This window comes from Pedobacter sp. AK013 (assembly GCF_014205835.1).
In the GTDB taxonomy this organism is placed as follows: domain Bacteria; phylum Bacteroidota; class Bacteroidia; order Sphingobacteriales; family Sphingobacteriaceae; genus Pedobacter.
On the sequence record NZ_JACHCQ010000004.1, the window covers coordinates 28,233 to 42,729 of the forward strand.

The 14,497-nt window shown below is 38.8% G+C and carries 10 protein-coding genes; 3 read left to right on the forward strand and 7 right to left on the reverse strand.

Features of this window, described 5'->3' with window-relative positions; genetic code table 11:
• The first annotated feature begins 37 nt into the window (after nucleotides 1–37).
• Nucleotides 38–1,459: an alpha-L-fucosidase gene (locus tag HDC90_RS04005; RefSeq protein ID WP_184464104.1), complete on the forward strand. Its 1,422-nt coding sequence runs from the start codon at nucleotides 38–40 to the stop codon at nucleotides 1,457–1,459.
• A 2-nt stretch (nucleotides 1,460–1,461) separates the two neighbouring features.
• The gene (locus HDC90_RS04010; RefSeq protein WP_184464105.1) at nucleotides 1,462–4,134 is read left to right on the forward strand and encodes a glycoside hydrolase family 3 N-terminal domain-containing protein; all 2,673 of its coding nucleotides are present in this window, start codon (nucleotides 1,462–1,464) and stop codon (nucleotides 4,132–4,134) included.
• Nucleotides 4,135–4,458: 324 nt separating this feature from the next.
• Here HDC90_RS04010 and HDC90_RS04015 read toward each other — a convergent pair whose 3' ends face one another.
• The 7 genes from HDC90_RS04015 to HDC90_RS04045 all read right to left on the reverse strand — a co-directional run bounded on the left by HDC90_RS04015 (nucleotide 4,459) and on the right by HDC90_RS04045 (nucleotide 13,582).
• Nucleotides 4,459–5,544: an Ldh family oxidoreductase gene (locus HDC90_RS04015; RefSeq protein ID WP_184464107.1), complete on the reverse strand. Its 1,086-nt coding sequence runs from the start codon at nucleotides 5,542–5,544 to the stop codon at nucleotides 4,459–4,461.
• A gap of 90 nt (nucleotides 5,545–5,634) precedes the next feature.
• Nucleotides 5,635–7,221, reverse strand: a complete 1,587-nt coding sequence (gene bshC / locus HDC90_RS04020) for a bacillithiol biosynthesis cysteine-adding enzyme BshC (RefSeq protein ID WP_184464109.1) — start codon at nucleotides 7,219–7,221, stop codon at nucleotides 5,635–5,637.
• Between the two features lie 69 nt (nucleotides 7,222–7,290).
• On the reverse strand, nucleotides 7,291–9,135 hold the full coding sequence (locus HDC90_RS04025) for an alpha-L-fucosidase (RefSeq protein ID WP_184464111.1): 1,845 nt from the start codon (nucleotides 9,133–9,135) through the stop codon (nucleotides 7,291–7,293).
• Between the two features lie 278 nt (nucleotides 9,136–9,413).
• Entirely contained in the window at nucleotides 9,414–11,303 is a 1,890-nt protein-coding gene (locus tag HDC90_RS04030; RefSeq protein ID WP_184464114.1) for a DEAD/DEAH box helicase, read from the reverse strand.
• A 322-nt stretch (nucleotides 11,304–11,625) separates the two neighbouring features.
• Complete coding sequence (locus tag HDC90_RS04035) at nucleotides 11,626–12,483, reverse strand: alpha/beta hydrolase-fold protein (RefSeq protein ID WP_184464116.1); 858 nt, start codon at nucleotides 12,481–12,483, stop codon at nucleotides 11,626–11,628.
• Between the two features lie 35 nt (nucleotides 12,484–12,518).
• A complete protein-coding gene (locus tag HDC90_RS04040) occupies nucleotides 12,519–12,986 on the reverse strand; it encodes a DUF4293 domain-containing protein (RefSeq protein WP_184464118.1) in 468 nt (155 codons plus the stop codon).
• Between the two features lie 77 nt (nucleotides 12,987–13,063).
• Nucleotides 13,064–13,582, reverse strand: a complete 519-nt coding sequence (locus HDC90_RS04045) for a hypothetical protein (protein WP_184464120.1) — start codon at nucleotides 13,580–13,582, stop codon at nucleotides 13,064–13,066.
• Between the two features lie 135 nt (nucleotides 13,583–13,717).
• Here HDC90_RS04045 and truA point away from each other — a divergent pair, with 135 nt between their 5' ends.
• The gene (gene truA / locus HDC90_RS04050) at nucleotides 13,718–14,470 is read left to right on the forward strand and encodes a tRNA pseudouridine(38-40) synthase TruA (protein WP_184464122.1); all 753 of its coding nucleotides are present in this window, start codon (nucleotides 13,718–13,720) and stop codon (nucleotides 14,468–14,470) included.
• Nucleotides 14,471–14,497: the final 27 nt, after the last annotated feature.

The window sequence follows — 14,497 nt, forward strand, 5'->3', positions numbered from 1 at the left end:
CGGCAGTTTCTGCCGGGATTTTTAATTATATTAAAATATGAAAATTCGCAGCCTTTTAATTGCTTTTATCTGTTGTGTTAATATCGCTTTCGCACAACGAAACGATATCCTCAAAGAATCAACCAAATACGAATGGCCAAAAGATGAAGCGGTAAAAAAGAAACTGGAACACTGGCAAGACCAAAAATTTGGAATGATTATCCACTGGGGCTTATATGCTGTTCCTGGAATTATTGAATCTTGGTCAATCTGTTCGGAAGACTGGGTTGACAGAGACAGTACAATAAAGTACGATGATTACAAGAAATGGTACTGGGGACTAAGTGAAAAATTTAATCCAACCCAATTTAACCCCGAGCAATGGGCAAAGGCCGGTAAAGACGCTGGAATGAAATACCTGGTTTTTACCACCAAACATCACGATGGCTTTGCGATGTTCGATACTAAACAATCTGATTTCAGCATTGCAAAAGGCCCATTTGCCAATAACCCTAAAAAAGATGTTGCCAAATATGTATTCGATGCTTTCCGGAAGCAGGATTTTATGATCGGCGCTTATTTTTCAAAGCCCGACTGGCATTCGCAATATTATTGGTGGGATAAATATGCTACGGCAAATAGAAATAACAATTACGATATCAGAAAAAATCCATGGCGCTGGAACATGTTTAAAAGTTATACCCAGAACCAGATCGGCGAATTGATGAACAATTACGGAAGTATCGACATTTTATGGCTGGATGGCGGTTGGGTAAGGCCTTTAGCATCAGTAAACGAAGAAGTACTTTCATGGGGGGCGCCAATTCCAGAATGGAGTCAGGATATTGATATGCCAAAGATTGCTGTTAATGCCCGGAAAGCACAGCCCGGATTAATTATGGTTGACCGTACTGTACACGGTCAGTTCGAAAATTACCAGACTCCTGAACAGAAAATTCCTGAAAAGCAATTAGATTACCCATGGGAAAGTTGCATGACCTTAGGAGGAGCTTGGGGTTTTGTACCCAACGATCAGTATAAATCGGCAGGTGAAGTAGTGCACAAACTGGTAGAAATCGTAGCTAAAGGAGGCAGTTTACTTTTAGGAGTTGGCCCAAAAGCGGATGGAACTTTACCTGATGATGTGATTACAAAGTTAGGTGAAATTGGTAAATGGACCAGTAAAAATGGTGCAGCCATATATGGAACAAGGATTACCAAAAACTACCACGATGGGCAAAACTGGTTCACCCAGAGTAAAGATGGCAAAACCATTTATGGTATCAGTTTGCTTGATCGTAACCTGCCTAAAGAAATTTCCTGGCAGGGCAGTATTCCTAAAAAAGGGACTTCTATTACGTTGTTAAGTAATAATCAAAGAGTAAAATGGAAGTTGATAAATGGCAAAGTACATTTTGATTTTCCAAAAACCGAAGAGAAAATTGCTTTGACTTTTTCTTTTACGCCTGAAACCAATTAGTAATGCCGAAACAGAGAAGCTACCTATACTTATTGCCTGCATTGTTGTTATGCAGCAGCCTTTTTGCCCAGGTTAAAAAAGGACAATCTTTGCCCTATAAAGATCCAAAATTAAATATCGATTTAAGGGTAAAAGATCTGATTTCGAGAATGACTCCTGAAGAAAAATTCTGGCAGTTATTTATGATTCCTGGTGATATAACGGAAACAAATAAAGAACAGTTTAAACACGGTATTTTTGGTTTGCAGGTAAGTGCGGCTGCACAAGGAGGTGGTAATGCACAACAGATGTTAACCTACAATATCTCTGAAGATGGACTTTCTCTTGCTAAAAAGGTTAATAAAATTCAAAAATACTTTATTGAAGAAACCCGTTTAGGCATTCCAATTATCCCCTTTGACGAGGCTTTACATGGTTTGGTTAGGCAAGGGGCTACCGCTTTCCCACAATCAATTGGTTTGGCTGCAAGTTTTGATACTACTTTGGTGGCCAAAATCGGTACGGCTATTGCCAGTGAAGCAAGGGCGCGTGGTTTAAGAGATCTTCTGGCTCCTGTAATTAATATAGCTACAGACGTAAGATGGGGCAGGGTAGAAGAAACCTATGGAGAAGACCCTTATCTAACAACTGTGCTGGGGCATGCTTTTATGAATGCCATAGAAAGACAGAATATTATTGTTACCCCAAAACACTTTATTGCCAATGTTGGCGATGGCGGTCGGGATAGCTACCCGATTGAGATGGATAAACATTTTTTAGAAGAAATTCACTTTCCAGCATTTAAAGATGGAGTTAAAAATGTAGGCATCCGTTCATTAATGACTTCCTATAACAGCGTTTTTGGTACCCCGGCAACTTCAAATAAATGGCTACTTACCACTAAACTAAAAACAGAATGGGGCTTTAAAGGTTTTGTAATTTCTGATGCAGGTGCAGTTGGAGGTGCCAATGTATTACATTTTACGGCTAAAGATTATAAAGATGCAACGGCACAATCCATAAATGCTGGCCTCGATGTAATCTTCCAGGTAGATTATAACCATTACAAGCTTTTTCTACCTGCATTTTTAGACGGTAGCATTCCCAAATCGAGAATAGACGATGCATTGGCAAGAGTTCTGAAAGCTAAATTTGAGCTGGGGCTGTTTGAACATCCTTATGTTGATGAAAGTATTGCTAAAAAGATGCTAAGCGATCAAAGTAACCATAATCTGGCCAAAGAGGCTGCTTTAAAATCTTTCGTGCTCTTAAAAAACGATAACAACACGCTTCCACTAAAAAATGCAAAACAAATTTTATTATTAGGTGAAGATGCAATAGAAGCCAGGTTGGGTGGGTATAGCGGTACTGGAAATAATAAAGTAAATATTTTGGATGGGCTAAAAAATGCGGTATCCAATGATGTTAAAATCAATTATTTAAAAGGCAGTACCCGAGAGCTGAAAGCTTATATTCCGGTAGATAGCCAGTTTCTTGCTGTCAACCAAAAGGCAGGGTTAACCGGAAGTTATTTTAAAGGGCTTTACCTCTCCGGAAAACCTGTTAAAGAAGTAAATGATAAGGCTGTTAATTTCAGTTGGACATTATACCCACCAGACGAGCAGCTGCAAACGGATGATTATTCAGTGCGGTGGGATGGTAAAATTAAAGTGCCACAAAATGCCGATGTTAATATCGGATTGGAAGGTAACGATGGTTACCGATTATACCTCGATAACCAATTGGTAATCAACAATTGGGACAAAAAGTCTTTCAGTACGAAAACAGTTCCATTTCATTTCGAGAAAAATAAGGAGTATGCAATTAAAGTCGAATTTTTCGAACCTAAGGGCAATGGTAAAATCAAACTGATCTGGGATTATAATATTAGGAAATCAAACGAAATAGCTGATGCCGTAGCTGCAGCAAAGAATAACGATGCAATTGTATTTGTTGCGGGTATAAAAGAGGGGGAGTTTTTAGATCGGGCAATGTTAAACCTTCCAGGCAACCAGGAATTATTGTTGGAGGAACTTGCGAAAACAGGAAAACCTATTATCGTTGTATTAACTGGTGGAAGTGCCATCAACATGCAACCCTGGTTAAATAAAGTAAATGCGGTTTTAAATGTGTGGTACCCTGGTGAAGCAGGAGGTACTGCCGTTGCAGATGTATTGCTTGGAAAAGTAAGTCCATCAGGTAAACTTCCAATTACTTATCCGATTGACGAATCGCAGTTACCCCTGGTTTATAACCACAAGCCTACCGGAAGAGGCGATGATTACAACAACTTAAGTGGCGAGCCGCTTTTTCCGTTTGGATATGGATTAAGTTATACCAGCTTTTCTTACCAAAACTTGAAGTTCGACCGCAAAAGTATTGCTAAAAATGAAACCGCTAACTTAAGCTTCGAACTTAAAAATACAGGCAATTATGACGGTGAAGAAGTGGTGCAGCTGTACATGAGGCCGCTTTTAAGCAAATTAGCACAGCCTGTTCTTGCATTGAGAGCTTTCCAAAGAGTCCATTTAAAGGTGGGTGAAACTAAGATCATTTCCTTCAAACTGGATAAAGAAGTACTTCAAACACTCGATATTAATAATATATGGGGAGTAGTACCGGGAGCATATAGAATAATGATCGGATCATCAAGCAAGGCACTTTATTTAAAAGATAATTTAACTGTTAAGCCTTAAAAATACACCCTTATGGTTGGGTATAAACCATATCAAGTAATAGTTTGCCGCAGATTCTGGTTAAATCTGCGGCTTTTTGATTTTAATCCGTATTTTCTTGCGTCCTCCTGAATTTATTTCAGGATCTAATCTCAAGAGTTAAAACTCTTATTCTCCTGTCCATAGAGTTAAGCGTAGCGTCTCTACGGATTGCCAATAAAATTAAATTTTCAACCTTGAATCGGGTCAAAGACGCTTTCTTATTCTCTAATCCGCAGCGCCCTTCGGAACTCTATGAACAGGTTGGGTATAAAGATTATTGCTTTGCAGCTAAATAAAGATGAATTATTTCAGCTCTTCAATCCCCAATTTCACAGCCAGTTCATTCAGATCTTTAACCACTACATCAATGATTGGAATACCGCTGATTTTCCTTTCCTGCTCAAATTCATGCTCAGGTTCACCGGGGATGATCACTTTTTTATCAGGATCTATCGTTTTTGCGCTTTTAAAGCGCTCTACCCAATTATCCAAATGATCTTTAAAGTCTGCGGTTGGTCTGAAGCCATCTACACGCATAGCGCCTAAAAAGTGGCCAAGTCCTTCACCAACCGGATTCGCCGATGGCTCTAAGAATGCTACGAAAGGGGGCACCCATGGGCCGTAATTTGCGCCAGATAATACCGCTGATAAAATATCGACTGTAGCACTCAAGCCATAACCTTTATGGCTACCATGATCTTTATCACTGCCTAAAGGAAGAAGTGAACCACCGTTTTTTAATTCGTTCGGATCAGTAGAATTTTCTCCGCTTTTATCCTGAACCCAGCCATCAGGGATACTTTTATTGGCACGTTGGGCAATTTCCAGTTTTCCGTTAGCCGCTGCTGCCGTAGCCATATCTACAATTACTGGTGGGTATTTCCCAGCCGGGAAAGCATAACACATGGGGTTGGTACCCAGTAAGCGTTCGTTGGCATAAGTAGGAGCAACCAAAGGGCTGGCGTTAGTCATACTGATACCGATCATATCTTTTTCTACCGCCATTAAAGCATGGTAACCTGCAATACCGAAGTGATTGGAATTTTTAACCGACACCCATCCACTGCCATATTTTTCTGCTTTTTCGATAGCAACTTTCATCGCGAAAGGCGCCACAACAAGGCCCAGTCCGGCATCGCCATCTACTGTTGCTGTGGTAGGGGTTTCATGTACAATTTTAATGTCTGGTGTGGCATTAATCCTTTTCTTTTCCCAAAGGCGTACGTAGCCACTTAAACGCGCAACACCATGCGAGTCGATTCCACGTAAATCTGAGCGGATCAATACATCGGCTGCTAATTCGGCATGCTCGTTTGAACAGCCCATTTTTTTAAAAACGTTATAAGTAAAAGCCCTAAGGTTGGTTTCGGTAAAGGTGATGAAGTTCATTTTATAATATTTGTCGTCACCCTGAATTTATTTCAGGGCCTCTTCTATAGATGCTGAAACAAGTTCAGCATGACGGATCTAAAAAATAAATCAAGGCAATAAAACAGTAAAATCGCCGCCTAATGGTTCAAAATTTTCTATACATGAGGAAAGAAAATCTTCCCCGTAATTTACATACATGGGTGCAATATTCAAGGTTCTTTCCTGAAGTGCTCCATTAGGAAAAAGTCTTTTCTTTACATTATCAATTTGTAGCAATGCCGTTTCATGTTTTCTTTTCTCTGCCCGGAACAGTTTCTTTTCCAGGTTAGCTAACAAATGGTTGGTTCGTTGTTTTGCAGTATCGGTAGAAACAGAAAGCGTTTTCTCTATTTTATAGGCATTTAGTTTAATTTGGTCGAAGATGCTGTTAATTGCCCTTGTTTCATCGGCTAAACTCAGCAATGCAGTGGTATTTCGCTTCACCCAAATGTTTTTTAGTTCTTCCACAGGCAAGAAAATGTCTTCCAAAGAAAAGCCTAAATGGTATAAGTTCTGGGCACTTCTCTTATCAATCAATAACGCTGAGTTGCGAAGTAAAAGAACAGGAAAATCAACTTTATAAAAATCGAAATTTGCTTTTAACTGCATCCAATAGGCTACTTCTGCCCCACCACCGATATAGGCAATATTTGGAAGAATTACTTCCTGATACATAGGCCTCATCACTACATTCGGACTAAACCGCTCAGGATGTGATTCGATTTCTTCTTTTAATTCAGTCTCTGTAAAACTGATATCGGTATGGTTTACTGCATATTTGCCATTTTCAAAAATCAAGCGTTCGCGCAGATTATCGATCAGGTAAAAGAAATTAATATCCCGGCCATTCACCTGGGTTTTATAGCCTAAATCCTCCAGGTTTTTCGAGCTGCTTTCTATATTTTTCGCACTGTTGTGCTGAATAATATCTTCGGTAATGATATTAGCGAATTGTTTTTTTAATTGTGCATTATCTGCATTTACAATTACCAAACCATATTTCTCGAATAAGTTATTCACCAAAAACCTGGTAGCATCGGCTAAATTGTCGTGCTGCAAATAGGCCTGCTCTACCAATTTGGCAATCCGTTTTCCGTTTTTAGAGATACCGAGGTACCCCTTATATGCCATTACTGCTGCGGCAACAGTTTTAGTACTTAGTCTTCCGGTGGCACCGTTGGTTTGCTGTATCCAGCTAATGTTCTTTTCATCAACACTTACGTGGTTAATTTCATCAAAATCGTGATCCTCTGTTGCCATCCAATAAACCGGAACAAAATTTTTATCTGGATGAGCCATTTTTAACTCGATGGCTAAATTAATGGTTGTTACAATCTTGTAAATAAAATAAAGCGGGCCGGTAAATAAGTTTAACTGGTGACCAGTAGTTACCGTGAAAGTATTATCGAGGGCTAAAAGTTCGATATTTTTGGTAACCGACTTATTGGGTTGTAAGTGCTGATACTGATCTTGTAAAACCTGTACTAAGGTTGCCCGGTTTCCAGGGAAATGTCTATGCTCAATTGCTTTGGCTAAGCCCTCCATATCAGGACGATAGCTGTAAAAAGATTTAAGCTGTTTTTCGTCGTTAATATAATCTAAAACCAGTTTTGAAAATGATCCGGTTTCCTTATATGAGATATATTTTGCCTGCATGATGTGCGAAAGTAATGCAATTTAAGGATAATCGTAAAGTCGCGCCACTATTTTACAATTGTTAAATAATTAGAGATTGCTTTCAATGGCACCAACTTTTTCACGGTACAAATCAATCGGGCTATCTAAAAGTACTGCAATTACAGTTAATTCCGGATCTAATTTATCTTTAGGCACAGGAATGTAAACTATACCCGGTATTTTGCTCCAGTACAGTTTGTTATAAATTTCGTGCGGAAGCATGGTACCTTCGCCCACAATCCTGATCCTGCTGATGTTGTTTTTTAAGCCCTTAATGGCAATTGGGCCCGTTGGTGTGCCTTCTACAAATAAGTAAAGGGTTTGTTTATCTGCAGAAAGTGCGGTATTGCCTTGGTAATGTCCTGCCGGAATTCCGCCAGTTGTTTTGTATAATGCTTCCGCATTTTTAATTACCCAGTTATTAACCTTTGGATTAACATTTCTAATGCCTGATTTAAATTCAAAACCATCCGCAGTTAGATTGGTGTTTTGAAAAATATTTACACCAGAACTTAAATCATAAGAAAGTTTTCTCAGATTATAATTGGTTAGATCTAAATGTTGGGGTGCTGCAAATAAAGTTGCTAAAGAAATGGTTTGTTGTTTTTCTTTTGATAATTGGATTGGTCCGTTTAGAAAAACTTTTAACACCGTAACATCCTTGTCGAAATCGCTTTCATTAACATCAAGAAAATAATCCGTTTCATTTAGTTTAACTATGGTTATTGGGGTTTTATTACCAATCAATTCTACCTTATTTATTTTAGATTTTATGCCTTTAAGCAAAATGCCGTTTTTGGTTTTATAATCAAGGTATAGGTATAGTACCTCTTTATTTTTGGATAAAGCAGTTTTGCCTACGAAATGTCCATCAGGTAGCCCTGCTTGCGTTCCGTAAATGGCTTCACTGTGTTTGTTGGTCCAGCGACCTAAGTCTTTTAAAATTTTAACTTGTTCTGGTGCAATGGTTCCGTCTGCTTTTGGTCCAATATCAAGCAATAAATTACCGCCCATGCTAATACAATCAACCAGGGTACGGATAATCATATTTGACGATTTATAATGATTGTCGTAAGGTTGATAACCCCATGAGTCGTTCATGGTGTAACACAACTCCCACTCAGGCGAAGCTGGTCTTACTACCGGCACACCTTGCTCGGGCGTATCGTAATCGCCATGACCATTTAACCGCGAATTGATGATAACATTTGTATTTACTTTACGCAGGTTTTCCAGGATGTTTTTGGCTTGCCATTCTTCGCCACTATGCTCCCAGTCGCCATCAAACCACACTAAATCAGGATTGTACTGATTAGAAAGTTCGTTTAACTGCCCCTGAAAATAGTTCTGAAATTTTTTAAAACGGGCAGGGTCTTGTTTGTAATCATAGCGCTTGCGGTCTCGTGTAAAACCATCATAATCCGTATAACTCCAATCAGGCAAAGAAAAATATAATCCGGTTTTCAATCCTGATTTTTTAAGATTGGTAACAAATGGTGTAATTAAATCTTTTTTAGCTGCACTGTTCTTTGCTGTAGTGGTAGCATTTGGCATTTTACTGTCCCAAAGGGCAATACCATCATGATGTTTGGTGGTAATTACAGCATATTTAGCGCCGCTTTCTTTAATCAAATTTACCCATTCTGCAGGCTGGTATTTGGTGGCATTAAAACCATCAAGCTGTTTCATGTATGCATCGTGATTAATATAATTGTTAAAAAACGACCACGATTCGGAAATGCCATTAACAGAATAAATGCCCCAATGGATGAAAATACCCAATTTGGCATCGGCAAACCATTGCATTTTGGGGTTTGAACTGGTTTGTTGAGCAGAAAGTTGATTAACGACAAATAGTGGTAATAAGAAGACGAAAAATTTTAAATATCGCATATTGTTTTGTTGTACAGATAAACGATAAATATAATATTTTGTGGGCTGATTTAGGTAGGAAAACGATGTTTATTTGACTTAGGGCTATCTGTTTCCATCCAACTAGGTGTGCTATCAGATGTTGTCATATGATGAATTCGATTACCTGTCAGATGGTAATATCTGACAGCACAGGAAAAATCTAATCTCTAATTGAAAATAATAATCCTAATCGACTTATTGCAAAAAAAAGCCGCCCCGAAAAATCGAGACGGCTGTAAAATATTTGGTTTAGTAATTTACCATTTTTTTCTGCGTTCGCCACCTTCACGGTTTCCGCCTTCTCTGCGTGGACCTCCGGTGTTGCCACCTTTGTCATCACGGCTACGTCCAGAGAAATCTCTGAAACCGCCACCGCTGTTTCCGCCTTCGCGTCTTCCGCTACCACCGCCTGATCTTCTGTCGCCGCCACGGTAACCACCGCCACCGCCGCTTCTGCGTTCACCGCCGAAACCACCGCCACGTCTTTCACCGCCACCGCGTCTTTCTCCACCTTCACGACCGCCGTCTCCGCTTTTTTCGATGCGTACCTGGCGACCGTTAAATTCAACTGATTTAAAGCCTTCAAAAACTTTGTCGGCAACAGCATCTTCTACTTCAAAGAAAGAGAAAACACCTTTTAAATCAATTTTACCAACACTTTTGCCACCAATTTTACCGTTGTTACAGATAAATGATAACATATCGCCACGGGTAAACTCATCTACAGAGCCTAGGTTAATGAATAAACGGGTGTAACCTTCGCTACCGCGTCCACGTCTTTCGCCGCGCTCTCCTCTTTCACCGCGATCATCACCTACTGCAGCATTTAAATCTGGTGCTTTAGAATAATAATCCAGGAAACGGTTAAACTCTAAAGATGCAAAACGTTTAATTACATCTTCTTTGCTTAAATCAGCAAATTCGTCCATAATACGAGGAATGTACTGATCAATCTGTTCGTTATTAACCTCTACATTGTGTACTTTATGTACCAAAGAGAATAATTGTTTTTCACAAACGTCAAATCCTGTTGGTAGCTCAGCTTTGGTAAATTGTTTACCTATAATACGCTCTAACTGACGGATTTTACCTAATTCTTTAGAGTTGATGATACAGATAGAGATACCCGTTTTACCAGCACGGCCGGTACGGCCAGAACGGTGGGTATAACTTTCAATCTCGTCAGGTAAAGAATAGTTTATTACGTGCGTTACATTGTTTACATCGATACCACGTGCGGCAACATCAGTAGCAATTAACAACTGCATGTTACGCTCACGGAAACGTTGCATTACTTTATCACGTTGTTGTTGCGATAAATCGCCGTGTAAAGCATCAGCATTGTAACCATCCTTAATTAAGTGCTCTGCAACATCTTGCGTATCCAGTTTGGTTTTGCAAAATACTACAGCAAAAATTTCAGGATTAAAATCTACAATACGTTTTAAGGCAGCATATTTATCACGTGCACGAACAATGTAATATTCGTGTTCGATGTTTACGTTACCTGTATTTTTTGTGCCCATGGTTAATTCAACAGGGTTATCCATATAGTTTTTAGCTATACGGCGAACTTCTGCAGGCATTGTAGCCGAGAACAACCAGGTTTTTTTGTCATCAGGAGTAGTTGATAAAATGTCATTGATATCGTCCTGGAAACCCATGTTCAACATCTCGTCAGCTTCATCAAGCACAACATATTTAACGTTTGAGAAATCGATGGCTTTACGGCCAATGATATCCAACATACGGCCGGGCGTGGCCACTACGATCTGAACGCCTTGGCGTATTTCGCGTAGTTGTTGCATAATGTTCGCGCCACCGTAAACGGCAACAACGTGGGCATTAGCAATGTTTTTAGAAAAGTTTTTAAGGTCGTTAGCGATCTGCAAGCATAACTCACGGGTAGGGCATAAAATCAATGCCTGTGGTTTGTTAACTTTAAAATCGATTAGTTCTAACAGCGGCAAACCAAATGCGGCTGTTTTTCCTGTTCCTGTTTGGGCCAAACCAACAAAATCATTAGTGCCTTCTAACAGTACAGGAATACTTTGCTCCTGAATTGGCGTTGGATTTTCAAATCCAAGGTCCTTTACGGCATTAACGACGTCATCACTTATCCCCAATAATTGAAATGGGTTTGTCATTCGTCTTTTTATTTTTAATTGAGCCGCAAAGGTAAGGTTAATATTTCGTATTTCACAGAGAATCAAGTAAATAGTTTTTTGGGCTAAATATTTGAAAATAAGGAAGTAACGGTAGATGTAAGATAGGTAATGGAAAAGGCGGGGCGGAGTAGGTTTAAATTGAGGTTGTGATTGCAATAAGAACATGTGTTTTTTGTATGAAAAGCGGCTGTAGTGGGCTTAGGTTACCTCAGTCCCGTTTTCCGTTTCAATCTTTTTAAACCTTTCAGGTTTTAAAAAGGATTTCCACTCCAACCGGGTTTAGGTGGCAGAGTTAATGCAGTTATTTACGTTTGTTTTTAAATAACCACTTCGGTAACGCATCTGTTAATATTGCTGGAGCAAATATATCGTTATGGGCCAGATTGTCGAATTCCCAAAACCTGGTTTTGTTTTTATAGCTTACTTCTTTAAAAAACTGTTCATCACTATTAAAAGGGTTTTCGGTGTCGATATTTCCGTGAATGAGCCAGATTGGAATGTTTGCGAGCCGATTTACCTGGTTAAATTGAGGTATGCCCGAAATACTGATCCCTGCGGCAAATACATCTGGTTTTAATGCTAAGGCGTTAATCACTGAAGAAGCACCCATCGAAAAACCGATGAGGTAAATCCTTTCCTCATCAATATTTAAATTGTTTTTTAAGCTATCAATCAGTTGCAATGCAGTTGTTAAACAAGGCTGTGGTACCGAGGTTAAAAGGTTTCTATTATGATCCAGTACGTAATTTGATGATCGGGAAGGGAACTGTGGCGCCAAAACAAAAGCTAGGTATTTTGCCTGTATTTCACGCGTGGCAAATAGTTTTGCCAATATACCCAGCTGGCTGGCATTGTCGTTTCCAACCGCATTTGATCCATGAAATACGATAACCAACGGAAGCTTGCTTTTGGAATTATGAGGTTTTAATAAGCGGTATACAATTGGCGTATCGGCAGTACCTTTGAACGATCCTTTCGTAAAAATATCGGTATTTAAGCTTTTTATTTCGGCTATTCTCTGCTTAAGGTAGATAGAGTCAACACTTTTTGCGATTTTGGTTTTGCCAAAAGTATGGACGCTTTTGTTGCATGATAAGATCCCACAAAGCAAAAAAGCGGAAAAAATATAGTTAACCGCATAATTTATTTTAATCCGCATAAGAGAGGTTAATTTTTCGGTTTGCAATTAAAAAATTACCTCAACCTTTCGGCCGAGCGGATCAACCTTTCATCTTTATTGATGCCGAAAATACCCAATACAACAAACAGGATAGCTACAGCTGGTAAGTAAGCGCCAATACCAAAATTTGCGCCATCAATGCCCCCAGGCAGTTCTTTTGCATAAATGCTACACCAAAAAGCAAAACCCGCAATAGCTGCAACGGTAAATATTGCAATCTGTTTTTGTTGAGTTCTTTTTTTAAATTTAAAAATGTTGATGAAGCACAATAATATCAGTACCGAATGTGTAATGATTAATGGCAGAAAAACATCAACATTTAATACCTTTCCCGTTTTTCCATTAACAAAATAGTGCAGCCCATTTGTGAATACTTGATTCTCATCACCGTTGACAACTTTTGTTGCAATTGGTAAAAAAAGCATTAAAATAAGCGTTAGAGTTGCTAAAAAAAGCCAGACAGATTGTATTCTTTGTATCATGTTGAATTATTATTTATGGCAAACTTAGATAAAATTGCTTTTGCTTGCAATTTAACTAAACTCATATTTGTGGTAGTTTATTGTTTGTTTGGCTGTAGCGGCATAAAGTGCGGATCAGAGTAAAAGAATTTATAGGAGCCATTGGGATACAATACTAACGATGTTCCACAAGTTGTTTTCTTTGTGAATATATTTTTTCTCAGGTAGCCCCCGTCGGTGAGAATTTTTTTGTTCCACAGTATGAGTTTGTTAAAGTTTTTACCACTTTCTTTAATCTGATATACGGAAGTACCAGGATGTGAAATTTTATACTTTGAAATAAAATCATTTGTAGATATGATAATTTTGGCGATATAGTTGTCAGTCTGTTGATCAAGAGCGTTCCAGCAGCCGGCATGATTGAAATCGTATTTAATGATCACGGTGTCTTTTACCGGTTTATCGGATATAGCCGATAAATAATTCCTTATACTGTCAACCTTTGTTTGTGAAAATTGGTTGTTGTGTTTTTCGTTTTTTGAAACAGGCTTTTGCACTGTACAAGAAACAATGGCTATGGAAAAGATGGATAAAATAACCGTTTTTTTGAGCTTCATGGCGTGTTTAGATCTTGATAGGAGATGATAAAATTATAATTTTTTCTAACCATTTAACATTTTACAGTTGAAATAATATTTAATTCGGGGTTACTGCACCTTGTAATAAAAGGAAAAAAGTATTTTTGCATCGCTTTGAGTAAAAAAAGGTATTTCATCCAATTGGCTTACGATGGCAGCTTGTACCATGGCTGGCAAACCCAACCTAATGCAATTACCGTTCAGGAATTGTTAGATAAGGCTATGTCTGTTTTTTTTAGACAGCCTATCGAAACTTTAGGCTGCGGCAGAACAGATGCCGGCGTACATGCTACTGATTTTTATGCGCACTTTGATGTTGAAGGTTTAGAAGAGGTAAAGGTTTTAAACGCGGTAACTGGTATTAATGCCATGTTGCCCTATCAAATTGCTGTAAAAAAAATTATACCGGTACATGATGAGGCGCATGCCCGCTTTGATGCTACTGCACGTGCCTATAAGTATTATATGCACTTCGAAAAGAATCCTTTCAAACTTAACCGATCTTGGTTGGTTAAAGATAAATTGGATATAGAAGCGATGAACAATGCAGCGGCGCTGTTATTAAATTATACCGATTTTTCTTGCTTCAGTAAATCAAATACGCAGACCTTTACCAACAATTGTAAAGTGGCTAAAGCCGTTTTCGAACAACAAGAAGATGGATTAGTTTTTACCATCCAGGCCGATCGCTTTTTGCGGAACATGGTAAGGGCTATTATGGGTACTTTGGTACAGATCGGTAAAAAAGAAATAAATTTAACGGATTTTAAAGCAATTATAGAAAGTAAAAATCGCAGTAACGCAGGGCAATCGGTGCCTGCTTGCGGTTTGTATTTAGTGAAGATAGAATACCCTTATATAGGTTAATTGTTTAAACTGGTTAATCGGTTAATC